The organism is Paenibacillus sp. FSL R7-0204 (assembly GCF_038002225.1).
GTDB lineage: Bacteria > Bacillota > Bacilli > Paenibacillales > Paenibacillaceae > Paenibacillus_AQ.
This window is the reverse complement of record NZ_JBBOCA010000001.1, coordinates 1,582,407-1,605,447: the sequence shown is the minus strand read 5'-3', so window position 1 is coordinate 1,605,447 and position 23,041 is coordinate 1,582,407. Positions and strand designations below refer to the sequence as shown.

Sequence of the window (23,041 nt, the reverse complement as noted above, 5' to 3'; positions counted from 1 at the left end):
ACAACCAGCACCGCGCAAACAGGCAGCGTAACGGGACACTCCCCGTCACGCTGCCTGCTGCTGCGGTGCTTATTTGCGCTGTACAACTAATACTGCGCTTATTCCTTATTCAGATTCTCACAGGTGAAGCCCTGCTGCTTCAGCGTACGCTGGGAGTCCCCATACTGCGGATTCAGAGCGTAGAAGCGGGCAATCATGCTGGTCCAGCTCCGCTCCGTCAGCCCTTGAGACTTAAGCAACTCCCGGTGGGTCTCATTATATTCTTCGATCAGACTCTTCTGATCCGGGTTATAGACCTCTTCATGGTACACAGCTGCTATAGGCAGGCGTGAACCCTTCGGCTGTTCTCCCGCCGGATAGCCGATGCAGAGACCAACCACCGGGAATACATACTCTGGCAGCTGCAGCAGTTCAATCACCCCTGCCGTGTTGCGGCGCACGCCCCCAATCGGGATAATCCCCAGTCCCAGCGACTCGGCGGCAGCTACTGCGTTCGATAGTGCAATGCCGACATCCGTGGCCCCAACGAGCAGCGCGTCTATATCCGCAGCCGTTTCAAACGGCTGGCCTTCCAGCTCCGCCGCAAGCTTGGCCCGGTGAAAGTCCATGCAGAACACCAGAAATACCGGCGCTTCCGCCACATGCTTCTGGTTGCCGCTCAGCGCCGACAGCTGCTGTCTGCGTTCCCCGCTGCGTACCGCTATCATCGATACCTGTTGGCCGTTCACCCAAGAGGGTGCCGCCTGGGCTGCCTCAATAATCGTCTTCAGCTTCCAGGGCTCCACCTCCTGCCCGCTGTAGTTCCGGAACGAACGGTGGTTCATAAGTAATCTAATCACATCATTCAAAGGTTCATTTCCTCCCCCATCTATACTTGTCCATGTACCCTCTACACTATCATAGCCAATCCCTTTGGAGACTGCCAGCACACAATGTTTGATACCGCAAGTATGGTGGCTGCGAATTCAGGTGCACTAATGCTCCTCATTCAGCCACTTAGCCAACTATTTACAAATTCAGGTGCACTAATGCTCCTCATTCGCTCTTCCAGCCCACTTCAGGCCGATCCAAAGGGATTTATCCCTCTCATCGGGAGCCCAGGCCCGCACACGCCAAAAAAAAATGGACCCGAATCATCGGGTCCCAACAGCAGTTATATTTTCAAAAGGGGGTCATGTACTTAGTTTAACCGCTGACTGTTAGAGTTTGATAACGGCATTATTTCATTTGTGTAACAATGTGAAGACTTTCATTACATCGCCCGAGCCGTCCGCCATCGGCAGAGTCCGCTCCAGGGTCAGGCCGTTCCTCAGCATGACCTGGGCGGACCGGTGATTATCCCCCCGGCAACGCCCCTCGACCTTCTTCAGTCCAAGTTCCCTGAAACCGTAGGCCAGCAGCAATCCCAGTGCCTCAGTCGCATACCCGCGCCCCCAGCATAAAGGATTCAGCATATAGCCAAGCACCGCCTGGCCCTCCTGCCGGTTCCAGTTCTGCAGGGAGACTGAGCCGATCAGCTCCGGCTGGCCTAAGATATAGATTCCTGCATGCAGTGCGCCGGGATCATAGCCATGCAGCATCCGGTTCACCAGCTTATCCAACACACCCTGCCGGGAATTCGATGCATGGCGCAGCTGAATATGCGGCTGTACCTCCGGGTGGGAGAGCAGCGACTTCAGCAGCGCTCCGTCGCCGGATGCCATATTCTTCAGTTCCACCATAGTGCCTTGCAGTGACATCCCCATGATCATCTCATAAGTGCTCATGAACTTCTCCCTCTTCTTCTTCCGGCTATGGCGCCCCTCTCTTGCAGTCCAGCTACCCCCGGCGCAGAGTCAGCACGGTAAGCTCCGGGCGGCACAGGAAGCGCAGCGGCATCATTGTCTCGCCAAAACCCCTGTTCACATACACCGGCATCGCCTTATTCTCTGTATGATACAAGCCGTCTATGTATTTCTTAGATCCATAAGGCGTGAAAGGCGCTCCGAGCAGCGGCAGACGAATCTGACCGCCATGGCTATGACCTGAGAGCTGAAGGTGAAAAGGATACGCTTCCGCCACCTCAGCGTAATCCGGCTCATGCATCAGCAGCACCGTGAAGATGCCGTCTGGAATATCCCGGACGGCTGCCTCCGGGTCCGGCTTGCCGTGCAGCATATCATCCAGTCCTGCTATGGCAATCGTCGCTCCGCCTTGCTTGATCAGATAGGACTCGTTCCGCAGGACGCGGAATCCGGCCTCCGTCAGCAGACGGGTCAGCAGCTCCGTATTCTTGTAATCATGATTCCCGAGGATGGCATACTTCCCAAGCGGAGCCTTAAGCTCTGCGAGAAGGGGGACCGAGTCAGTCAGATCTTCGGCATAGCTGTCCACGATATCCCCGGTGAAGCAGATCAGATCCGGCTGCTCTTCCTTGATATGCTTCGTCAGCCGGGCCAGATCCTTCGCATCCTTGTTGAAGCCCAGATGCACATCGCTGAAATGGACCAGCCGGGTCCCAGCGAATGCGGACGGCAGCTCCGCAAGCGGCAGCTCCCGGCGGGTCACCTCTAACCAGTTCGGCTCCCCCTGCCAGGCATAGCCGCCGGCGAGGAGACCTGCGCCGACTACCGCTCCTGCCCCCCGGGCCAGGAACTGGCGGCGGGTCATCTTGCGGCCGCTCACGCCTTCCTGCGGAGGGGAGCCCGTTCCCGGGCCGTCCGCAGCCGCAGGAACCGTACGCTCGGGAGAGCCTCCGAACGATTTTTTCATAGGGAGATTCTCCTCTCTGTCTTAATTCTCATCAATATCTACTTCAATGGCTGCCTCAATCTCTTCCTCCGCAGTATTTACCCCAAGAATCTTGCGGAACAACCCCAGCATAGACAGCGCATAGGCGACCGTAATGAAGCTGAAGCAGATCTGCATAACTACGACCAGCCTTGAGGTATTGTCTATGGGAGCTATATCCCCGTAACCGACTGTCGTAAAAGTAGCCACGCTGAAATAGAGGAATGTAATCAACTGTCTAAGCAGATCCTGGCCCAAGCCTTCTCCCTGGAACGAAGACTGTCCAAACAGAATATAGAACAGGATTGAAGCCAGGACACAAAACAGAATCAGTCCGCGCAGTCCCCGGTTGCATGACACAAGGTTGCCCAGTTCGATCAGGTTCAGCAGATCCACCATGCCATAGCCTTTACGCTCCTGTTCTATGCTCCCGGCTTCCCGCCGGGAAGGTCCTTATCCGGTCATGACGATACTCGCAGAGCAGCGGCTAGCCCGGACTTATACTATCCCTTAGTGCGGTAACCCGCTCCAGTCTTAGCCCGCGAATCTTCCTCCGGTCCGCTAATGACCTTGATCCGGCATTCTTCCTCAGGAGCCTCGCGGTAGGCGCGGGCAATTCCCTTATCCTTAATGTCCGCCCGGCTGACCCGCCGCTGCTTGAAATTGACTTCAACCTCCTGCGTGAACGGGAACGGAGTCAGGGTCAGCGTAGCACTGTCCTGCCACTCCGCCTCAATGGCACGGCCGGAGGTGAAGCTGAACTCCTCACTGCCGGAGAAGCCGTCTGCGAACCAGGGGTGCTTCTCGGATTCGGCGCTGCCCGGCCTACTAAGCGCCAGGAACAGCGACAGATCATCGCAGAACTGCAGCAGTCTGGCATCATAATACAGCTCGCCTTCTTCAAGCGGCTTGCTCTGCTCCAGCGCCCGGTGGATACGGGCGCGGCGGTCCGCTTCATCCTGCAGATATTGCGTCAGCTCCGGGCATTCCTCACCCGACACCTCAATTAACCGTTCAAAATGCGAACTGCACAGCAGCGCCCCGTATGGCGTCTCCGCTTCAATCTCATCGATTCCCCGTCTATAAAAGGTCAGCTTCGGCACAACCGGAAAATCGAGGAAGCTGTAGGGCAGCCCCTCCGCATCATTCCAGAACGGTGTCTCATCCAGATCAATCCAGCCCCGGTCATGGTTGCTTACTGCCCACAGTACCTCAGCCCGGCGGCCTTCCGCAGGCGTATGTTCTTCCTTGAACCACTTAGCAAATTCTCCGGCCAGCAGCCCGTGCTCATGCTGCTTCGTCATTACAAGCATTCCATCCTGTTCACGGCAAATCACAGTCATTCCTCCCCGTTATCCGCTGTCAGACGGTTATCTTCAAAATATAAGAATTTATAGGTTTTACGCTATAAATTATCCTTCTATTTCTCGCTGAAACGATACCGTCCTTTAAAAGGACGGCAAAGCCGTTTCCACTTGGCTATGTAGATTATAACATATACACCTATATTTATTGGAACCTGCAGACGTATGGCTATTCTATGCAGCTTCAGGCTCTTCATTACAGGCTGTCTACACATGTACCCTTTTTCCAGCCGGCCAGAAACATCCGTACCTGTTACTATGCCAGGCGCAGCCAAACAGGCCACCCAGGAATGACACCTGAATGGCCTGCTAAGATTCTGTTTATAGACGAAGGGTCTGAAATATGGTCAGACACCCAGCCAGCGCTTGAACATATGCTTGGTTGTCTGCTTGTTGATCTCGGCAATGGAGGTCGTGAGCGGAATGCCCTTCGGGCAAGCCCGCACACAGTTCTGCGAGTTGCCGCAGCCGTCGATGCCGCCGTCTCCCATGACCGCATCCAGGCGCTCTTCTGCGTTCATCTCACCTGTCGGGTGAGCGTTGAACAGGCGAACCTGCGAGATGGCTGCCGGCCCGATGAAGTTGGTCTTCTCGTTGACATTCGGACAAGCCTCCAGGCAGACGCCACAGGTCATGCATTTGGACAGCTCATAGGCCCACTGGCGCTTCTTCTCCGGCATACGCGGTCCCGGACCGAGATCATACGTGCCGTCAATCGGAATCCAGGCCTTGACCCGCTTCAGGGCATTGAACATCCGGCTGCGGTCAATCACCAGGTCGCGGACAACCGGGAAGGTCTTCATCGGCTCAATGCGCACCGGCTGCTCCAGATTGTCGATCAGCGCGGCACAGGCCTGACGGGGCTTGCCGTTGATGACCATGGAGCAGGCGCCGCAGACCTCTTCCAGACAGTTGGATTCCCAGCATACAGGAACCGTATTATCGCCTTTCGCATTCACCGGATTCCGCTGAATCTCCATCAGCGCACTGATTACGTTCATCCCCGGACGGTAGGCAAGCTCGAACTCCTCCGTATAGGGGCTGGTCTCCGGTTCATCCTGGCGGGTAATAATAAATTTCACGTTTTTGGGAGCTGCTGCTGTTTCCGCCATGTCAGTTACCTCCTAGAAAATTTGGTTAGTCTAACCTGTCAGTCCTTCGAGTAATCCCGCACGCGCGGAGGAATCAGCGATACATCGACTTCCTCGTATGAGATCTGCGGGCCGTCTGCTGTCCATGCGGCTTTGGTGGTCTTGAGGAATTCCTCATCGTTACGCGTCGGGAACTCCGGCTTGTAATGTGCGCCCCGGCTCTCGTTGCGCAGCAGCGCTCCAAGCGTCATCGCCTCTGACAGCTCCAGCATGTTCCACAGCTGGCGGGTGAATGCTACCCCCTGGTTGCTCCAGCGCGAAGTGTCGCTCATATTGATATTCTTGTAGCGTTCCTTCAGCTCTTTGATTTTGCCGATCGTCGCTTCCAGCTTTTTGTTCTCACGCACCACGGTCATGTTCGCCGTCATCCACTCGCCAAGCTCCTTATGGATCACGTAAGCATTCTCTGTGCCAGTCATCCCCAGCAGCGACTCATATTTATCGGTCTGCGTCTTGTGGAAGCTGTCGAACACCGTGGAGGAGATATCCTGCACCGATTTCTTAAGGCCCTTGATGTATTCCACAGCCTTCGGACCGGAGACCATCCCGCCATAAATGGCAGAGACCAGGGAATTCGCTCCCAGACGGTTGGCCCCGTGGTATTGATATTCACATTCCCCTGCTGCGAACAAGCCGGGAATATTCGTCATTTGATTATAGTCGACCCACATGCCGCCCATTGAATAATGCACAGCCGGGAAGATTTTCATCGGAATTTTGCGGGGATCATCCCCCATGAACTTCTCGTAGATCTCGATAATGCCGCCCAGCTTGACGTCGAGCTCCTTCGGGTCCTTATGCGACAGATCCAGGTAGACCATGTTCTCGCCGTTAATACCCAGCCCCTGATCCACACACACATTGAAAATCTCACGGGTAGCAATATCGCGAGGCACCAGGTTACCGTACGAAGGATATTTCTCTTCAAGGAAGTACCACGGTTTGCCGTCCTTATAGGTCCAGATCCGTCCGCCTTCACCGCGCGCCGATTCCGACATCAGCCGCAGCTTGTCATCGCCGGGAATCGCCGTCGGGTGAATCTGAATGAATTCCCCGTTCGCATAATGCACACCCTGTTGATACACGGCGCTTGCTGCGGTTCCTGTGTTGATGACCGAATTCGTGGTTTTGCCGAAAATAATCCCCGGACCGCCGCTGGCCAGAATGACCGCGTCCGCCGGGAAAGTCTGAATCTCCATCGTCTTGAGATTCTGGGCGCTGATGCCGCGGCAGACCCGCTCGTCATCCAGAATCACCGAGAGGAATTCCCAGTTCTCGCTCTTGGTAACCAGACCTTCCGCTTCCCAGCGGCGCACCTGCTCATCCAGTGCATACAGCAGCTGCTGGCCGGTAGTCGCCCCGGCAAAGGCTGTGCGGTGGCGCTTTGTTCCACCGAACCGGCGGAAGTCGAGCAGTCCCTCAGGGGTGCGGTTGAACATTACGCCCATCCGGTCCATCAGGTGAATAATGCCTGGTGCCGCTTCGCACATGGCTTTCACCGGAGGCTGGTTGGCCAGGAAGTCGCCGCCGTAGACGGTATCGTCGAAATGCTCCCAAGGCGAGTCACCCTCGCCCTTGGTATTCACAGCGCCATTGATGCCGCCTTGCGCGCAGACGGAATGTGATCTTTTGACAGGGACCAGTGAGAATAGATGTACATGCGCGCCGGATTCAGCGGCCTTAATGGTAGCCATCAGGCCGGCCAGACCGCCGCCCACGATGATGATATCGGCTGATGCCATGATTGTTCCCCTCCTAAAAGTTTTGTCTGCGTCTGCTTCCTGATTCCTCATCGTACAAAACTCGCATCGGAAGCATACGCTTTAGTGTTGCGGAAGATCCGCTTCTTCGTAGTGTCAGCAGCACAAGTTAACCGCTTCCACGCACCTCTATATTCTCAAGTGGGAACGGCTTTGCCGTCCTTGAAAAGGACGGTACCGTTTCAGCGAGAAATAGAAGGATAATGTATAGCGTGAAACCTATACATTCTTCTATTTTAAATAAAACTGCGCACTGACTGCATCGCCGTAGCGGCAGTTTGGAATTCATCGTTACGGAAGGTAACCAGCGACAGGACGAACATGAAAGTAACGATAACGAAAATACCGAGGCAAAGTACGGATGATACTCTCTGCGAACGCGGACCCACCGTGATTCCCCAGCTGATCAGGAACGACCATAGACCATTGGAGAAGTGGAAGCAGGCGGCCACGATTCCGACAATATAGAGTGTCATCAGCAGCGGCTGGGTCACAATGTTATGCATCACTCCGCCAAGCTGATCATGCTCCACCTTGCCGAGCGCTACCTGGACGCGGGTGTCCCACAGATGCCAGACAATGAAGATGAAGGTGACGACTCCGCTGATCCGCTGCAGCGTATAACGCCAGTTGCGCTCAAGATTGTAGCGGTTCAGGTTCGGCTTCGACTGGTACGCGATGTACAGGCCGTATACTCCGTGGTACAGCAGCGGCAGCCAGATGCCGAACAATTCCAGGAAGAAGACCAGCGGCAGGCTGTTCAGCCACAGCACACTGTCTGTGAAACCGGAAGCGCCACCCTCTACTGCTGCGAAGTTCGTCAGCATGTGCTCAAGGAAGAATGCCCCGAGCGGGATAACGCCGAGCAAGGAATGAATCTTTCTGGAATAAAATCCTCTCATGCAAAGTGTCCCCTTTCCATATAAAACAGCGTTTTCACAAGTCTTTTTAAAGAGCATACACCGCCGGGAGTACAGTTGAAACAGGGCAGCGGCAGTCTTGATTTACCTGCTAATGGTCTGTTTGCACCACTATCCATTGTTTTCCCGGACTTTGCTGAATAATTCACAATATGTGAATATCTTGTGTCACTTTTCATGTTACTCTTTTTTTGCTTATAAGGGAATTGCAATCTAATTATTAATCGTTATACAATAATTGCATAAGAATATTTTTAATATGATAATAATTCTCATTTAGCTTCGTTAATAACTTACAATTTAGGGTTGTCTTCCTGCCCATCAGGAGAACCTTGGCTCATCGGCTATGCCTTTTATCACAGTTGTATGGGATTTGGAAGAGAGGAGCACTATGAAATGTATGATGATTTAGATGCTTTTGCTGCGGTGGTGGAGCACTCCAGCCTGAACCGGGCCTCGCGCCAGCTCAACCTGTCCCAGCCGGCCCTCTCCCGCAAAATCTCCAAGCTGGAGGAGCGGCTCGGCGTCGCCCTGTTCAACCGCTTCGGCAAGCGCCTGGAGCTTACAGAGGTAGGCCGCCTTACCTACACCTATGCGCTGGAGCAGCGTCAGCAGCGTTCCAAGTTCCTGGAAGCGTTATCGAAGTTCAAGGAGGGCGAGCCGCAGCTCGTAACCCTGGGCGCCAGCCTGACCACACTGCAGACAACCTTGCCTCCTCTGGTAAAAGCGTACACTGAGAAGTATCCGGCAGCCGAGCTAAAGCTTATCACCGGGAAGACTCATGAGATGGTCACCGCTGTCAGCGAAGGCAAATGCGATGTGGCCATCATCGCCTCCCAGGTGCAGGAGCCGGGGCTGCGCTGCATCCCGCTGTTCGAGGACCAGCTCCGGCTGGTTGTCTCCGAGCAGCATCCGCTGACCCTGACGCCACGGCTCACCATGGAGCATCTCTCCCGGCTGCCGATGATTCTTTTCTCCAAGGGAACCTGGTACCGCCGGACGACAGATGATCTGTTCCAGCGCTGCGGGGTTGATCCCGATGTACGGATGGAGATCGACTCCTTCGAGGCCATCGTCCGCCTGCTGCCGACGATCAAGGCTGCGGCCCTGCTGCCGAACTCTTACTTGCGTCCGGAGCTGCTGAACGGCGGGGGACTGGTCTCCCTGCACATCAAGGAGCTGGAGCAGACGCAGCGGACCACTTGCCTCATCTACCAAAGCAGCGGCGGACTCAGCACGGCAGCGCGCTGCCTGGTGCAGGTAACGGAGGATGTCTTCCTCAATAGCCGCGAGTAGCGGCGGGGAACACGCAATCACCCGGCAAGCCTCCGTAATACTACGGATCAGCCTGCCGGGTGAGGATACTGCCGGGTACTTCTTTTGCTATACTAAGCCAGACTTATACTGCATTAACGGAATTTCCCTGCATCAATTGCTGCCTGCTTCTCATCGAGAATCTCCTGGTAGCCTGCCTCCAGATACGTCTTCTTGGCGGCTTCATACGTAGCATCGAATTCAGCCTCCGGAGCAAGCACCACCTTCACGTACAGCTCCTGGAACAGCGTGTTCAGATCGGCCTTGTATTCGTTCACCTTCTCCAGCACCACATTGAACAGCGCATCCGGTGTACGGAATTCGGCAACCTCGTCATAATACTTCACCAGATCATCCGCCAGCGGCTCATAACCGGCCGGTGCCCAGTTACGCAGGTTGGCCTTGCGGGTCTTAGCTTCATCCGGGTACTGGGCAATTTCCGTCACCAGACCCCAGTAGTCCTTGTTATTGTTCTGTGCCAGCACCGCTTCGCCCTTATAATCCGGATTCTTCAGCGCAATGCCGTCTGCGTCAAGCGTATAGTTCTCCCCTTCGATTCCGTTCTGGAACTTGAACAGGTTCTCCGGCTGGCTGAGCCATTCCAGATACATCCACACGGCTGCGCGTTCTTCCGGCGTAGATTCATAGTTAATTCCCATAATGAAGCCAAACGGCCAGTAAGCGCGTCCCTGAGGCTTATTGCCTTCCGGAACTCCCGCATACGGAGGCACTACCGCAAATTCGGCATCCGGGTTATTCTGCAGCGTAGCCGCAAAAACATCGGTGTTGTTCGCCAGATAGAAGCCGAAGTTGCCGGTTTTGCCTGCCACGAATTCAGCTTTAATCTTCGGTTCATCATTGCGCAGATAGAATTCCTTATCAATCAGGCCATTATTATACTGATAATTCAGGTTACGCAGGTAAGCCTCAGTCTCCTCCGTAGTCAGATCGGCCACGCTGAGATCGGAATACAGCGCACGATATTTCGCATCCACCGGCCATTTACGGAACGGATAGTTGAAGTTGAAGAAGTTCTGCAGCAGATTTCCTCCGCTTACCCCGAGTCCGGCTTCCTTCCACTTGGCCAGCATCTCGTTGTACTTCTCGAGCGAGGTCAGATCCTCAACCTTCATGCCTACCTTTTCCACCCAGTCCTTGCGGATAATGTTGACGAAGTTGTCGGCTTCAGGGCGCGCAGCGAAGAAGAAGGTCTTCTGATCATCCACGGTACCATACTGTTCAATCGTCTCACCCATGTTCTTCCAGTAGGTCGGCGCATAATTCTGGATCTCTGCATAGTCGAGCGGCTGCATCACATCCTCACCATAATAAGTAAGCGCTTGCGGCATATCATAGTGGAAAATAATATCCGGAGCCTTGTGCGAAGCCAGGAGCTGCTCGAAATCCGTTACTTCCTTGGAGCGTGTAATCGGCACATAGTTAACCTCTATATTATATTTGTCGCCGAACTCCGCCTGTACCCAGCGGGTATAGTAGTTATCGGACACGTTCCAGCCTTCATAGGCACGCTCATAGACCGGAATGTCAAGCGAGACTTTTTTCCCGAAGCCCTTGGAATAATCAGGATAGGCCCCTTCGGCCTGGTTCGTAGCAGCGGCTGTCTCGGCCGGCTTATTGCTGGATTCTGCCGTATCCTTGGTGTTATTTCCCCCGGAGCACCCGGCCAGCAGGCCTGCCGTCATGACGGATGCCATCATTAACGAATACACGCTTCTTTTACTCATCGCAATTCCCCCATTTTTTGAATTTTCGTAATTCCAAAGAATGACTATATACCAGGGACGCAGGATTACTCCTTGACGGCTCCGAGCATAACACCTTGAACGAAGTACTTTTGGACAAATGGATACACACAGAGGATAGGCAAGGTAGCGAATACAACGACTGACGCCTTCAGGACTTCGGGATTGCTGAGCTGTACCTGGCTGGCCTCCAGCTGGAAGCTTTCACTTGCCTGAATGACCAGATAATACAGCTTGAGCTGAAGCGGCCGGAGAGAGGTCTCATGCTTGATATAGAATAATGCGTCCTGATAAGCATTCCAGCGCCCCACCGCGTAGAAAAGGGCAAGTGTCGCCATAATCGGCTTGGATAAAGGCAGCACAATGCTGAACAGAATCCGGAAATGCCCGGCACCGTCGATCCGCGCAGATTCCTCCAGACTGACGGGAATCCCGCTGGTCAGCGAGGTTTTCATAATCAGCAGATTGAAGGCACTGAAGGAGAGCGGCAGCACCAGTGACCAGATGGTATCCATCAGCCCCAGATTGTTGATGTTCATATAGTCGGGGATAATGCCTCCGCTGAAGTACATGGTGAACAGGAAGATGAAAGTGATCACCCTGCGGCCCTTGAACTGGGTTCGGGACAGCGGATAGGCGGCGCAGATGGTCAGGATCATGCCCAGAATGGTGAACAGCACCGTCACGATGACCGAGATGTACAGGGAACGGAGGATGCTGGCATCCGCGAAGATTTTTTTATATGCTTCAATGGTGAAGCCCTGCGGCCACAGAAAGACCTTATTGGCAATGACGAAGGAGTCAGAGCTCAGCGATTTCGATACGACATGAATGAACGGCAGCAGGCAGAATAGCGACACAATAATAATGACGAGACGGATCAGCGTTTCCCAGATATCGATACGTGCTTTATGGGGTGCGGCAGTGCCTCCGGCTATGGCTTTCATAGTTCCTCTCCTTTCTACAAAATCCCATCCTCGCCAAGCTTCTTGGCTACGCGGTCCGCGGAAATGACCAGAATAATTCCGATGACGGACTGGAATAAACCGATGGCGGTCGCCCGGCTGAAGTTGCCGCTCTCAATCCCCCAGCGGTACACCAGGACCGGTATGGTAGTGGTGAACTCCGTGGTCGCTTTATTTTGCAGCGCATAGATCCGCTCGAAGGAGCCGTCCATCACTTTGCCCAGCGCCATAATCAAGAGCGTCACAATCGTTGCCCGGATCGATGGAAGGGTGATATTCCAGACCTTTCTCCAGCGGCCTGCCCCATCTACCGTAGCCGCTTCATACATCTCGGGGTTGATCCCGCTCATCGCCGCCAGGTAGATAATCGTGCCCCAGCCCATGCTCTGCCAGACCCCGATCACGAGATAGCTGATCAGCCAATTCGTATCCTGCTGCAGAAATGGAATCCGGGTGCCTCCCATCAGTTCTATGAGGTTATTGACAACGCCGCCCCCCTCACTGAGGAGCTGATAGGCGATGGCTCCGATAATGACCCAGGACAGGAAGTGGGGCAAATAGAGCACCGTCTGATTGATCCGTTTGAACCGTACGCTCTTGATCTCGTTCAGCAGCAGAGCCAGCACAATCGGCATCGTGAAGCTGAAGCACAGGTCAAGCACGTTCAGCAGCAGGGTGTTGCGGACGGCCCGGATGAAATCAGGCTTGGCGAACAGGTCCTGGAAGACCTGTAGTCCGGCCCATTCACTGCCCCAGAAGCCTCTGGCGATCTTATAGTCCTTGAAGGCGATTACAAGTCCGGTCATCGGCAAATATTTGAATACGATGACAAAAGCCAGCGGAAGCATCACCAGCAGATAGAGCTGCCAATCCCGCTGTAAATAATAGCTGAATCCCTGTTTCCTTCTTAATAAAGGACTGTGATTCGTTTGTGAAGCGCTTGCAGCTTTCAACATATTCACCTCCTGCCTTGAATTCTTCTTGCCGGCTTCCGGCTCGTGTTCTCCGGCCTGGCTCCTATGCTACCGCCTTTGCCGGGGCTTGAATATCATGACTATTGATGATCACCTATCACAATTGATTCACAAGTGATTGTTGCCCGGCGCCGCAGGCCTCAGCCGCAGGTGAATAATCAAAATTGATAGGCAATCCCAAAAATAATAAAGCGCTTTCATTTGGGAGAGCAGGTACAAATCGGATAGAAAGGCATGGCGAGGGATGGGGCCGGGGGAGATTGGAGTGATTGGAGTGATTGGGGCGATGAGGGAGCGATCAAGGAGCGATGATAGCTAACAGGGAGCGATTCGGGAGCTATGAGAGCTATCAGGAATGATTCGGGAGCTACTGTTGCTCGCCCCGCCCGCTTTTACTAATATAGATTTGAACACTCCTACTTTCCACGAACTCAGGGGCACTTGTGCTCTTCATTTACTCAGTTAGCCAACTTTTCTGAAAATTCAGGGGCTCTTATGCTTCTCATCCGCTCACTTTCGGCTCCATCAGAGGGATTTATCCCTTTCTTTTCCGCATCCAGCCCACTTTCGGCACCACCAGAGGGATTTATCCCTTTCTTTTCCGCATCCAGCTCACTTTCCACCGACAAGCCGAAAAACCAAGATCCTTCAAACGAGATACCGGTCCGCCGGGGATGGGTTTCTAATGGTTTCTACGGGTTTCCATGAGCTTTTATGAGCTTTTATGGGTTTCCATGGGCTTTTATGGGCTTTTATCACCATCTATGAGCTTCTAAGAACTCTTACTCTTCGCTGACTTGTAGCCGCTTGGCGGCATGCCTTCATACTTGCGGAAAAAGCGGTTGAAGCTCTGCACATTGGCGTAACCCACCTCTGCGGCAATCTGCTTGATCGTCAGCCCGGAATCCAGCAGCAGCTCCTTGGCCTGCTCAATCCTTAGCTGGTTGACGAAGTCAATCATGCTGCTGCCGGTCTGCTCATATACAAGCTTGCGCATGTAGGAGTAGCTGATGCCTATCTGCTTGGCTATATCCTCGAAGACGATCTCTTCCCGGTAGTGCTGCTTCAGGTACTCCATGATCCGCTGCGCATAATTGGTCTCATGGGCGCTGCGGTCCAGGCTCTGTACAATCTCACAGTAGAAATCATACAGGTACTCCTCCAGCTCATCCAGCGTATCCATAGCGGCGAGAATCGAATATACGTTCCCCCGGCCCATAATCATCCGTCCGGTCCCGAGGTGATTCTCGCGCAGATGCTTGATCGTCGCTCCCATCAGCTGATGATAGATGAACATAATATTATCGTAGGAAATATTGTCCTCTGCGGAGATCTGGCTTCGGATACTTTGCAGCTCCTTGAAGATTCCCGCCAGGTCGCCGGCATCCAGGAAATTCAGGATTCGCCGCTCGCTGCTCTCAGAGTCAACATACTTGCGGCTGTTATCCTCCCCGTCATGCCAGTACATGATGCTTCCGGCCCCCTTGATCATCCGTCGCTTGATCACCTCCATCGCTTCGAACAGCCGCAGCACCACCCTCTCCGGAGCATCCGTCCGCTCACTTACCCCAATCGTGACCGAATGTTCCAGCAGCTCAAGAGACTGGTCGCGGATCTCCTCCAGCGCCTGATGAATCAGAGTGCTATGCGCCTCCCCTTGCTCCGGCGTAAAGTTCAGAACAATCACCGTACAGCCCTCATTATGATAGACACAGCGGGCCACCAGCCCCTCAGGGAAAACACTCTCATACTTGGCACTCAGCAAATACCGGTGATAGCTGCGCGTCTCCACATTGGTATGGCCCACGTATCTTCTATATTGGTCGATGGAGACCACCACCACTCTGTAGCAGGCATGCGGACAAACCTCCGTGATCCGCGGCGGAATCTCACCGCGCAGCAGACGGTGTACGGCCAGACTGCGGGTATCCTGTTCACGCTCCTGCAGCAACTGGAACAGGCTCTCTTCCTCCTCCTGCATCCGTTTGAAGGCCAGATCCAGAAAGGCCAGCTCATTCTTGTTCACTACGCCCACATCAATCTTCGAGCGTATCGTCTGCACCAGCTGCCTCAGGGGCCTGGACAGCCAGGTGGCAAGGAAGATGGCCAGCAGCGTCCCCAGTACAATGATCGCCCCCGTCAGCAGAATAATATTCCCCTGCATCTCTCTGGATTTGGTCATCAGCTCATCCATGGAGCTCCAGCTTACATTCCACCACCCGGACAAGGAGGAACGGCTCCAGGCATACACCGTCCGTTTGCCCTCCAGCTTGCGGAAGGTGTAGCCTTCACTGGCTTCCTGATTCAGAATCTCCTGTAAGAATGGCAGCTTACGGCTGTCGGAGAGCAGCATGGACCGGTCATTGAAGGAAATCACCGTACCCGCAGCGTCCAGCAGGAGATAGTTGCTGTCACCCACCTCGGTAGCATGCAGATATTTGCCGATCTGGCTCTCCTTCATGTTGACGACGATTACTCCCCGGGTGGTGGTGGACAAGCGGTTGAGCGGGTACACATAAGACACCACGTTCTCGCCCGACGCAAGCTTACGGGGCACCCATACCCCGCTGATCCCCCTGCGTCCCTTAAGCGCTTCAGTAATCCATCCGATAGGCTCATAGCGGGCAAGCGTCGTGATGCTGCTGTCGGTAGAGAAGACATAATCCGAATCCTCCAGGACAAAGAATGAAGAATACACACCATCCACCCGGCGGTTCAGGTTCAGCAACTCCTTAGTCACGGACAGCGCCAGACTTACATTGTTATAGTTGGCGTTAATCTCATCGTAGGTCTCGAAGCTGCGGATGCGGTCAAAAATATTCGTCGCCGCCAGACGCGATGTATCCTGGGCCAGATTGGCCAGCGCGTTCTCGTTCAGCCTGCGGTTGGCATTAAGCCCGGCCAACGTGGATTCCCCGATAGCTGCTTCAGAATTCTGTATAATCTGTGACCCGCTGTACCAGGTCAGGACTGCTGTAGGAATAGCCATAATGCAGAATAGAATCAACGCCAGCTGCAGGATCATGGGTGTTTTTTTCATCACATATCCCCCTAAGGATTTCTATGTTACCGCTTACAATATTTTATTTTATCATTTCAGGATACATTTTACATATGTGTATAGGAAAATTTTTCAACCCCCGCGCGGCATGTTACAGACTGGTGTACAGGCGTTCTAATGCGCGGATGCAGGCTTAAGCAGAAACAGCAAAACGCCAGGAGGTATAACCATCCGGGCGTTAATAGCTTTCTTTTGACGGGATAGGCTGGCTGACAGGAAGTGCTTAGTCCGCATTCACCGCTTCATCCTCGAACTCCTCGATGCTGTCGTTGGAGCCGATCACCACCATGATGTCCCCCTGATGCACATGATCATGCGCGGTGGGGGCAACGATGATGCCATCCTCGCGGTTCAGGGCAATGATGCTGCAGCCGTATTTGGCGCGGGTGTTCAGCTCGGAGAGGCTTTTACCGTTCATGCAGGCAGGCACCGTCAGCTCAACGACCTTGTAATCCTTGGAGATCTCGATATAATCAAGCAGATTCGGCGTCACCAGCTGGTGAGCCACACGGATACCCATATCCCGCTCCGGGAAAATCACCCGGTCCACCCCCAGCTTCGACAGCGCGCGGCCATGCAGAATGGAGATGGCTTTGCCGACCACCTGCTTGACACCCAGCTCTTTCAGCAGAATCGCGGCCAGAATACTCCGCTCCATATTATCGCCGATCGCCACAATGCCGCAGTCGAAATTACGCACTCCGAGTGAGCGCATAATCCCTTCATCCGTAGCATCTGCCATGACTGCATGCGTCAGCCGTCCGGTCATCTCCTCTACCCGCTCCTCCTGGTGGTCAATGCCAAGCACCTCGTAGCCCATGGACATCAGCTCCAGCGCCAGACTTGAGCCGAAGCGGCCCAGGCCGATTACAACAAACTGCTGTGGTTTCATGACTTGATTCCCCTATCCAATTATCATTTTGCCTTCCGGATATTTATATAATGGTTTGCCCTGTCTCGGACCGAGCGCATACGCCAGCGTCAGCAGTCCCAGCCGTCCGGCGAACATGGTCAGGCAGATCAGGATCTTGCCGACCTGCGTCAGCTCCGGGGTCAAGCCCAGACTTAGTCCGACATTGGCAAACGCCGAGATCGTCTCGAACAGAATCATCAGATACGGCAGCCCCTCTGTAGTCGAGAGCATCATGGAGACCGTAACGATCAGCAGCAGCGCCAGCAGCGTAATGGTCAGTGCCTTGAACACGCGCTCCTGAGCCAGCCGGTAACGGAAGAGCACGATGTCTTCACGGCCGCGCAGCATGGAGATGACAGCTCCGATCATCAGCGTGAAGGTTGTGGTCTTAATGCCGCCGCCGGTAGAGCCGGGGGATGCCCCGATGAACATCAGGATCACGATGAAGAACTGCGTGGCCTGACGCAGGCCCGTGATATCCAGTGTGTTGGCTCCTGCCGTACGCGGTGCTACGGATTGGAACAGGGAGGCCCATAGCTTGCTTCCGAGGTTCAGCGGTCCCAGGGTCCGCGAATTGGTGAACTCGAAGATGAAGATGACCACCATTCCGGTCACAATCAGTCCGGCCGTCATTGACAGCACCACCTTGCTGTGCAGCGACAGCCGCCGGGTGCGGCGGAAGTCGGCCAGATCAGAGATTACGATGAAGCCGATTCCTCCGGAGATGATCAGGAACATCACCACCAGGTTAATGACAGGGTCTCCGACATAGCTGATTAAGCTGTGATCATGCCCGCCGAACAGATCAAATCCGGCGTTATTAAACATCGACACCGCATGGAACACCCCGTAGTAGACCGCGCGGCCAAGCGGCATATCCACCGCCCAGCGGATGGACAGGAGAAGCGCTCCCGCAGCTTCAATGACCAGGGAATAGAGCAGCACCTTACGGATCAGCCGCACTATCCCTTCCATCGAGCTCTGATTCATGGCTTCCTGAAGAATCAGCCGGTCACGCAGTGAGATTCTGCGCCTGAACACCAGGGCAAACAGCGTGGCCATCGTCATGAACCCGAGCCCGCCGATCTGGATCAGCACCAGAATAACCGCTTGTCCGAAGCCGGTAAGATGGGTCCCGGTATCCACTACAGCCAGACCGGTCACACAGGCGGCGGAGGTGGCCGTGAACAGCGCATCCATGAAGCGGAGCGGCTGACCGGGTACGCTGGATACCGGAAGCATAAGCAGCAACGTGCCGATGAGGATGACCGCAGCGAAGCTCAGCACCAGGATTTGCGGAGGAGCCAGCTTCAGGAATCGGAAGCCGGTGATCTTGGAAGACGGTGACGCCAAACTTCTCATCCTTTCAGGGTTCCTTATTAGAAATTACGAATCGGTCAGTATCAGATAAGCATACAAAATTATATACGTTATTGCCTAACTTCACAAAGACTCATTTTCTATATACAAGCTACCACAGCTTAAGTAGCCAATTAAGTCCTGCTTTTCTAAAATACGGCTTGAAATTGTATGGTGGCTGGTGGTACACTGGAATCACAAAGTGTATGGTCAGTATCCATACACTCCATAAAGAGAGATAGAAGGGAGGACACAGGTGGATTCTACCTTTGAGCTATTACCGGAGCACTTCCTGATTAATCCGTCACTTCCGATCTATGAACAGTTTGTTGGCGCTATCCGGGAACGGATTGTTAGCGGCATCATTCCACCGGGATCACGCTTACCCTCTGTCAGGGACCTGGCAGCCGGCAGAGGAGTCAATCCCACTACTGCCGCCCGGACGTACCAGGAGCTGGAGCGGATGGGACTGATTGTGACCTACCGTGGTCAGGGAACCTTTGTCACCCGGGAGGATAGTGTCATTAAGGATGCACGCAAGGCAATTATCCGCCAGGCTGTACAGCAGTTCAAGGATACAGCCGCTGCGCTTGGGCTTACCGCCGAGCAAATGCTGCAATTCGATGAGGAGGATTGAAATAATGACTATGAATAGATCGGCAAAAGAAACGCCCGCCGCTCCTGCTGCGGTAGAGTGCCGAGATTTACGGTTCGAGATTAAGAACCGGGTGATCCTGGACGGCATCAGCTTCCACATTCCCCAGGGCAGTATCACCGGACTGCTGGGACCGAATGGTGCAGGCAAGTCCTCCCTGCTGCGGATTATATCCGGTCTGATCCCCGCAGGGTCCGGCACGGTCAGCATTAACGGAAGACCCGCTGGTGTTGAGCTGCTCGGAGAGCTCTCCATGCTTCCTGACCGCAGCAGTCTGCCCGGCTGGCTGACCGTGCAGGAATGGCTGGGCTTTGCCGCAGGCATCTACCCGGACTGGGACAGCGGTAAAGCCGCAGAGCTGCTGTTCAGCCTATCCGTCACACCGGACTCGCTAATCTCCACCATGTCTCGGGGCGAGGAAGCCCGGCTGCAGCTCCTAACCTGTCTCTCGCGTCAGGCACCACTGATTATCCTGGATGAGCCGTTCACCGGCGTAGATCTGATCTCCAGAGAAGTGATCGCCTCTGCTGTTGTAGGAGAGATGGCAGGCGGCGGGCGGACCTTCCTGATTGCCACCCATGATATCCGGGAAATGGAGTTGCTCTTTGACCGGCTGATTCTGATCGGCGACGGGCGTATTCAGGGAATTGATGATGTGGATCAGCTGCGGCACTCCGGCTATTCTGTGGAGTCACGCTATCGGGAAGTGTTCGCATGACGGCTCTTAAGACGCTTGTGAAGCTGGAATATAGCCGCTATCGTCTGAAGAAGGCAAATGAGCTGCTGGCTAGCCTGTCTCTGCTGGCTGTATTGCTGCCTGCCGGTCTGTTCTTCCCGCTCTCTAGCCTAACATCGCAGTCTCCGTTCCTTACGGCTGCGATGCTCCTGTGGATCATTGTGATGGGTGTATCCGCCTTACATATGCTGACCTTCTACGGGCAGCGGCACAAGGATTGGTTCCTGACTTTTCCCGCTCCGCGTCTTACCCTGCTGCAGGCCAAGGCTCTCAGCCTGCTGAAGCTCAGTCTGAGAATAGCCGGTCCAATCTTCACCGCGGCCGTTCTGCTCTATGGGCTCTCTGTTCTGTCTGGCCGCTATGAGCCACTGCCCGCCTTCGGGTTCATCTATACATTGATATCTTACGGCTTGCTTATTCTCACCCTCTTGCCTCTGGCCATCATGAGCGGTCTGCTGATCGGTGTGCTGATGTCTATACGCAGCCTGGCCCTGAATCTGCTGCTTGCCGTTCCTTATTCGCTGCTCTGGCTGGCACCTTTAACCGCCGCCATTCTGTTGAATGATTCCGCCACTGCTGCCGCCTTCTACGGGTCTGAGTATCTATCGCCGCAATTTATGCTAATATATAGCGTGGCTTTGCTTGTTATCGACCTAATCGCTTACTATCTCCTGTTGCCCATAATTGCCGGCAAGGGACTCCGTTCGCTGCCGCAGCCGGAGAGCAGGCTGTCCGGAGTCTCGTCGCCCCTGCGTTCCGGCTCTACGCAGCCACGGAGAACAGCCCGTTCTGCACGTTCTGCAGGCAGCCCTTCTCCCTTGCTGAGCTTATACAGACTGGATGCCAGCCGGCTCCGCTCCATGGAAAGGCACAGGAGTGTAATGGTATTGAAGCTCGCTCTTCCTGTTCTTATGGCAGTTGCCGCTTATTTCTTAACCGGCGACCTTGAGGCTTTCCTGACATGCATCGGGATTCCCTTTAGCCTTCCTGTGATGTTCGGGTTCTTGTGGATGCTTTCCCGAAGCAGCCTGGAACAGAAACAGTTGTCTTGGTGGCTGCTGTTTCCCCAGAGCCGGCTGCGTCTGCTGCTCTCTGGAGCTGCCGCTGTATGGGTTACGGTCATGCGCATCCTTCTCGTGCTGTTCTGTTCCATGCTTGCCGGCATTGCAGCGACACAGGTTATCGGGAGTCCCGCTCCATATCACATCAGCCTATATCTATCCTGGCTGTGGTATTCCCTTGTTGTCTACACACTGGCCCTGACACTGGGGCTGGGTGTGCTGCAAAGTATCTATTACCTGATGAAATCCAAGGCACTGGCACCATTGCTCTTTGTAGTGATAATAGCCGTCTTGCTCATCCTGCCTCAGATCAATAAATACCTGTTTCCGGAACAGTTCACTAACGTTCTATATCCGTCATGGACCATCCCCGGTCTCGCCGCCTTGATCGGTCTCCCCCTGGCCATGTGCTGCACCGCGGCTGGCGCCAAGTATTTTCACCTGGCACTGGGAACAAATAAAGAGCAGGCGGCCAAGAAACAGGCATAAGCCCGGCCATCTTCACGTAAGAGGATAGTACGGCTTTTCAAGAAAGCAAGATCAATTCAGACCAAGGAGGCGTTCCATGAATCCCGTCGGCCAGCCCCTGCACCAGCGGCCCCTTACTTCCAAGCTTATCCTTGCCGGAATTCTCGGACTCATTCTATTTGTCATGTTCCAGATCGCTCCCCAGCTCATCTCCAGTTCAGATGGGGATACAACCATTCTCAGCAAAAGTGAAATCCGGGAGAAAGCAGCCGCATTTGCCGCTGAGCAGCTTGGATACGAAGCCGGAAACCAGGATGAATGGGTCATTCTGTACAAGACAGACTCTTCCTTCTACGGCTATATGTCCCGCGAGAAGCTCCTCCCGGACTATTCCAAGAATAAGCTGGATCAGCGCTATCCGTTCGATGTCTATCATGCGGTGCTCTACACATCCGGAGAGGCGGCAGCCCGGCTGGCAGTCGACCTTAATATGTATACCGGCGAGCCCGTGGCTTTTGCCGTTGGTGCCGATGCCGATGCTGCGGCCGGGCTGAATTACGGGGAGCGGCCCGCGGCAACAACCAAGCGTACCGGTACCGCCATTCCGGTAAGCAGCATATCTGACCTGAGCCTGGAGGCAAAAGAAAGCCTCGCCCGCCCCTGGCTGAAGCTCTGGGGAGCCAATCCCTCCAAGCTGAAGATTGAGGCTAACCTTGATGGCTACGGGCTTGTCTATTCCGACAGCTCCGTCACCCTAGGCGAATTACCGCTTAAGTACCAATTCAATTATCTGAACGGCGAGGTCTCGTACTTCCGCGCCGGATTCTCGGCTCCTGCCTGGCATGACGCTTATGTCGACGGACAGACCTCGCTTGCCAAGAAGCTCACCTTGTTCGGCTACGGCCTGCCTACCCTGCTGCTCGGTATCCTGGCGATGATCTACGGCATTCTGCGCAGGAAGCATACTTCCTGGAAGCGCGGGATCTTCCTGAGTTCCGTCCATTTCCTGATCATGATGGTCAGCAGCTACAATGTGGTGTCTGAATCCGGCAGCGGCAGCGCTGAAGCCAGGGTTACAGCGGTAGTCATGTTCATCATCTACGTTCTGTACAGTCTGCTGATGTCGCTCCTGCTCTACTTCTCTCTGGTCGGAGGGGACGGCTTGTGGCGTTCCGAGGAGAAGCTGAATCCTTGGCCCCGGGCCTCCGAGCCCGGCTACGGCCAATATGTACTGAAGAGTATCCAGGCAGGTTATATCTGGGCCTTCATTCTGCTTGGCGTACAGACCGTCATGTTCATTATTCTGTCTTATACGCTGGATAACTGGTCCACCACAGACGCCAGCCAGTCGCCTTACAATATGAAATATGCCTGGCTGCTGCCGATAGTAGCCTGGCTGGCCGGCCTCTCAGAAGAGGCAGTATACCGTCTGTTCGGTATACGCATGCTGAAGAAGCTGGTCAAGAATACGCTCATCGCTTCACTGATTACGACCCTGATCTGGGCGCTCGGACATACGCTCTACCCGATCTATCCGGTCATCTCGCGGCCGATTGAGCTGACGGTGATCGGTCTGCTGTTCAGCTATATTTTCATCCGGTACGGGTTCATCGCGGTGATGTTCAGCCACGTGGTATTCGACAGCATCCTGATGGGGGCGACGCTGATCTTCATGAAGGATAAGGTGAATATCGGAGCTGGTATCGTCACGATCGTTCTGCCGTTCATCGTCGGTTATCTGGTCTACCGCTTCAACCCTCCGAGGGAGCCGAAGCAGGCCGAACCGAATCCTACTCCATAAAAACCAG

At 54.4% G+C, this 23,041-nt stretch carries 19 protein-coding genes; 5 read left to right on the top strand and 14 right to left on the bottom strand.

The genetic code is table 11. The features are described from left to right. Window positions 1–98 precede the first annotated feature (98 nt). From MKX42_RS07220 to MKX42_RS07185, 8 genes are all read right to left on the bottom strand, one after another. The gene (locus MKX42_RS07220) at window positions 99–839 is read right to left on the bottom strand and encodes an NADPH-dependent oxidoreductase (RefSeq protein ID WP_340757632.1); all 741 of its coding nucleotides are present in this window, start codon (window positions 837–839) and stop codon (window positions 99–101) included. A gap of 384 nt (window positions 840–1,223) precedes the next feature. Then, window positions 1,224–1,766, bottom strand: a complete 543-nt coding sequence (locus MKX42_RS07215) for a GNAT family N-acetyltransferase (protein ID WP_340751912.1) — start codon at window positions 1,764–1,766, stop codon at window positions 1,224–1,226. A 52-nt stretch (window positions 1,767–1,818) separates the two neighbouring features. Then, window positions 1,819–2,751 carry a metallophosphoesterase gene (locus tag MKX42_RS07210; protein ID WP_340751911.1) on the bottom strand — a complete coding sequence of 311 codons (933 nt, stop codon included), beginning with the start codon at window positions 2,749–2,751 and terminating at the stop codon, window positions 1,819–1,821. A gap of 21 nt (window positions 2,752–2,772) precedes the next feature. Further along, window positions 2,773–3,168, bottom strand: a complete 396-nt coding sequence (locus MKX42_RS07205; protein WP_340751910.1) for a potassium channel family protein — start codon at window positions 3,166–3,168, stop codon at window positions 2,773–2,775. A 104-nt stretch (window positions 3,169–3,272) separates the two neighbouring features. After that, window positions 3,273–4,106, bottom strand: coding sequence for a DUF3891 family protein (locus MKX42_RS07200; RefSeq protein ID WP_340751909.1), 834 nt, complete (start codon window positions 4,104–4,106; stop codon window positions 3,273–3,275). Between the two features lie 374 nt (window positions 4,107–4,480). After that, window positions 4,481–5,245: a succinate dehydrogenase iron-sulfur subunit gene (gene sdhB, locus MKX42_RS07195; protein WP_340751908.1), complete on the bottom strand. Its 765-nt coding sequence runs from the start codon at window positions 5,243–5,245 to the stop codon at window positions 4,481–4,483. A gap of 38 nt (window positions 5,246–5,283) precedes the next feature. Then, on the bottom strand, window positions 5,284–7,026 hold the full coding sequence (gene sdhA / locus MKX42_RS07190) for a succinate dehydrogenase flavoprotein subunit (RefSeq protein ID WP_036701593.1): 1,743 nt from the start codon (window positions 7,024–7,026) through the stop codon (window positions 5,284–5,286). Between the two features lie 254 nt (window positions 7,027–7,280). Continuing rightward, on the bottom strand, window positions 7,281–7,946 hold the full coding sequence (locus MKX42_RS07185; RefSeq protein WP_076162220.1) for a succinate dehydrogenase cytochrome b558 subunit: 666 nt from the start codon (window positions 7,944–7,946) through the stop codon (window positions 7,281–7,283). 414 nt (window positions 7,947–8,360) lie between these two features. On the opposite strand from MKX42_RS07185, the gene MKX42_RS07180 reads away from it, so the two are divergent. Then, window positions 8,361–9,260, top strand: coding sequence for a LysR family transcriptional regulator (locus tag MKX42_RS07180; protein ID WP_036701597.1), 900 nt, complete (start codon window positions 8,361–8,363; stop codon window positions 9,258–9,260). Window positions 9,261–9,373: 113 nt separating this feature from the next. Here MKX42_RS07180 and MKX42_RS07175 read toward each other — a convergent pair whose 3' ends face one another. The 6 genes from MKX42_RS07175 to MKX42_RS07150 form a co-directional block, all read right to left on the bottom strand. After that, window positions 9,374–11,023 carry an ABC transporter substrate-binding protein gene (locus MKX42_RS07175; RefSeq protein WP_340751907.1) on the bottom strand — a complete coding sequence of 550 codons (1,650 nt, stop codon included), beginning with the start codon at window positions 11,021–11,023 and terminating at the stop codon, window positions 9,374–9,376. Between the two features lie 65 nt (window positions 11,024–11,088). Continuing rightward, window positions 11,089–11,988 (bottom strand): carbohydrate ABC transporter permease, encoded by a 900-nt coding sequence (locus MKX42_RS07170; RefSeq protein WP_340751906.1) that lies wholly within the window; start codon window positions 11,986–11,988, stop codon window positions 11,089–11,091. 14 nt (window positions 11,989–12,002) lie between these two features. After that, entirely contained in the window at window positions 12,003–12,962 is a 960-nt protein-coding gene (locus MKX42_RS07165; protein ID WP_209875949.1) for an ABC transporter permease, read from the bottom strand. Window positions 12,963–13,752: 790 nt separating this feature from the next. Further along, window positions 13,753–16,020 carry an AraC family transcriptional regulator gene (locus MKX42_RS07160; protein ID WP_340751905.1) on the bottom strand — a complete coding sequence of 756 codons (2,268 nt, stop codon included), beginning with the start codon at window positions 16,018–16,020 and terminating at the stop codon, window positions 13,753–13,755. 244 nt (window positions 16,021–16,264) lie between these two features. Then, window positions 16,265–16,933 (bottom strand): potassium channel family protein, encoded by a 669-nt coding sequence (locus MKX42_RS07155; RefSeq protein ID WP_340751904.1) that lies wholly within the window; start codon window positions 16,931–16,933, stop codon window positions 16,265–16,267. Window positions 16,934–16,945: 12 nt separating this feature from the next. Next, a complete protein-coding gene (locus MKX42_RS07150; RefSeq protein WP_340751903.1) occupies window positions 16,946–18,316 on the bottom strand; it encodes a TrkH family potassium uptake protein in 1,371 nt (456 codons plus the stop codon). Between the two features lie 253 nt (window positions 18,317–18,569). Between MKX42_RS07150 and MKX42_RS07145 the strand changes: the two genes are divergently transcribed. The 4 genes from MKX42_RS07145 to MKX42_RS07130 all read left to right on the top strand — a co-directional run bounded on the left by MKX42_RS07145 (window position 18,570) and on the right by MKX42_RS07130 (window position 23,034). Beyond that, a complete protein-coding gene (locus tag MKX42_RS07145) occupies window positions 18,570–18,950 on the top strand; it encodes a GntR family transcriptional regulator (RefSeq protein WP_340751902.1) in 381 nt (126 codons plus the stop codon). A gap of 4 nt (window positions 18,951–18,954) precedes the next feature. Further along, window positions 18,955–19,686 (top strand): ABC transporter ATP-binding protein, encoded by a 732-nt coding sequence (locus tag MKX42_RS07140; RefSeq protein WP_340751901.1) that lies wholly within the window; start codon window positions 18,955–18,957, stop codon window positions 19,684–19,686. Then, window positions 19,683–21,254 (top strand): hypothetical protein, encoded by a 1,572-nt coding sequence (locus tag MKX42_RS07135; protein ID WP_340751900.1) that lies wholly within the window; start codon window positions 19,683–19,685, stop codon window positions 21,252–21,254. Before MKX42_RS07140 ends, MKX42_RS07135 begins: the two co-directional genes overlap by 4 nt. 76 nt (window positions 21,255–21,330) lie before the next feature. Further along, window positions 21,331–23,034 carry a CPBP family intramembrane glutamic endopeptidase gene (locus MKX42_RS07130; RefSeq protein WP_340751899.1) on the top strand — a complete coding sequence of 568 codons (1,704 nt, stop codon included), beginning with the start codon at window positions 21,331–21,333 and terminating at the stop codon, window positions 23,032–23,034. The last annotated feature ends 7 nt before the right edge of the window (window positions 23,035–23,041 follow it).

Bases quoted from the DNA above. Each gene is read 5' to 3' on its own strand.
- MKX42_RS07215 (WP_340751912.1), bottom strand. From the start codon at position 1,766: ATGAGCACTTATGAGATGATCATGGGGATGTCACTGCAAGGCACTATG.
- MKX42_RS07210 (WP_340751911.1), bottom strand. From the start codon at position 2,751: ATGAAAAAATCGTTCGGAGGCTCTCCCGAGCGTACGGTTCCTGCGGCT.
- MKX42_RS07205 (WP_340751910.1), bottom strand. From the start codon at position 3,168: ATGGTGGATCTGCTGAACCTGATCGAACTGGGCAACCTTGTGTCATGC.
- sdhB (WP_340751908.1), bottom strand. From the start codon at position 5,245: ATGGCGGAAACAGCAGCAGCTCCCAAAAACGTGAAATTTATTATTACC.
- sdhA (WP_036701593.1), bottom strand. From the start codon at position 7,026: ATGGCATCAGCCGATATCATCATCGTGGGCGGCGGTCTGGCCGGCCTG.
- MKX42_RS07185 (WP_076162220.1), bottom strand. From the start codon at position 7,946: ATGAGAGGATTTTATTCCAGAAAGATTCATTCCTTGCTCGGCGTTATC.
- MKX42_RS07180 (WP_036701597.1), top strand. From the start codon at position 8,361: ATGTATGATGATTTAGATGCTTTTGCTGCGGTGGTGGAGCACTCCAGC.
- MKX42_RS07175 (WP_340751907.1), bottom strand. From the start codon at position 11,023: ATGAGTAAAAGAAGCGTGTATTCGTTAATGATGGCATCCGTCATGACG.
- MKX42_RS07170 (WP_340751906.1), bottom strand. From the start codon at position 11,988: ATGAAAGCCATAGCCGGAGGCACTGCCGCACCCCATAAAGCACGTATC.
- MKX42_RS07165 (WP_209875949.1), bottom strand. From the start codon at position 12,962: ATGTTGAAAGCTGCAAGCGCTTCACAAACGAATCACAGTCCTTTATTA.
- MKX42_RS07160 (WP_340751905.1), bottom strand. From the start codon at position 16,020: ATGAAAAAAACACCCATGATCCTGCAGCTGGCGTTGATTCTATTCTGC.
- MKX42_RS07155 (WP_340751904.1), bottom strand. From the start codon at position 16,933: ATGAAACCACAGCAGTTTGTTGTAATCGGCCTGGGCCGCTTCGGCTCA.
- MKX42_RS07150 (WP_340751903.1), bottom strand. From the start codon at position 18,316: ATGAGAAGTTTGGCGTCACCGTCTTCCAAGATCACCGGCTTCCGATTC.
- MKX42_RS07140 (WP_340751901.1), top strand. From the start codon at position 18,955: ATGACTATGAATAGATCGGCAAAAGAAACGCCCGCCGCTCCTGCTGCG.
- MKX42_RS07135 (WP_340751900.1), top strand. From the start codon at position 19,683: ATGACGGCTCTTAAGACGCTTGTGAAGCTGGAATATAGCCGCTATCGT.
- MKX42_RS07130 (WP_340751899.1), top strand. From the start codon at position 21,331: ATGAATCCCGTCGGCCAGCCCCTGCACCAGCGGCCCCTTACTTCCAAG.